General features: G+C 74.7%; 1 protein-coding gene. It reads left to right on the top strand.

What is annotated here, in order from left to right; genetic code table 11:
- The coding region (locus C1I97_RS38335) for a prepilin peptidase (RefSeq protein ID WP_111007403.1) at positions 1–591 on the top strand (591 nt) is incomplete at its 5' end.
- Positions 592–723: the final 132 nt, after the last annotated feature.

Genomic DNA, 723 nt, shown 5'->3' on the forward strand with positions numbered 1-723 from the left:
GCACAGACGATGGCGATCGCGGTGGCGACGGCCGGGTGCGGACCGTACGGGGCGAGTGCCCCGGCCGTCGCCACCGCGATCGCCATCGTCTGTGCCGCCCTCGCCGCCGTCACCGGGCCCCGCCCGGAACTCGCCGTCTGGCTGCTCGCCGCGCCGGTCGGCGTACTGCTCGCGCTCGTCGACCACCGCGTGCACCGGCTGCCGGACGTGCTGACCCTGCCGCTCGCCGCCGCGACCGCCGCACTGCTGGGCCTCGCCGCCGTCCTGCCCGGCGCCGCCGGCTCCTGGCCCACGGCCCTGCTCGGCGGACTCGCCCTCGGCGGCGCGTACTTCGTCCTCTTCCTCGTCAACCCGTCCGGCATGGGCTTCGGCGACGTCAAGCTGGCGCTCGCGCTGGGCACGGCCCTCGGCTGGTACGGCTGGCCGGTGCTCGTGGTGGGCGCCTTCGCCGGGCTGCTGTACGGGGCCCTCTACGGCGTGGGTCTGGTCGTGCTGCGCCGGGCGGGCCGCAAATCGGCGATTCCGCTGGGGCCGTTCATGCTCGGCGGGGCGTTCACGGGGCTGCTGCTGGGGGCGTTCGCGGTGGCGTGAGCGCCCGGACCGTATATCAGGTGCGGCCGGTGACTGTTCGCTGACACCCTCACCGGTATGGCAGACCATCAGCACCGGTCTTTCGAGGAACTCGTCGCCGAGGGGGCCGCCGTTCCCACCGAGGGGTGGGAC

The organism is Streptomyces sp. NTH33 (genome assembly GCF_003236365.1).
Classification (GTDB): Bacteria; Actinomycetota; Actinomycetes; order Streptomycetales; family Streptomycetaceae; genus Streptomyces.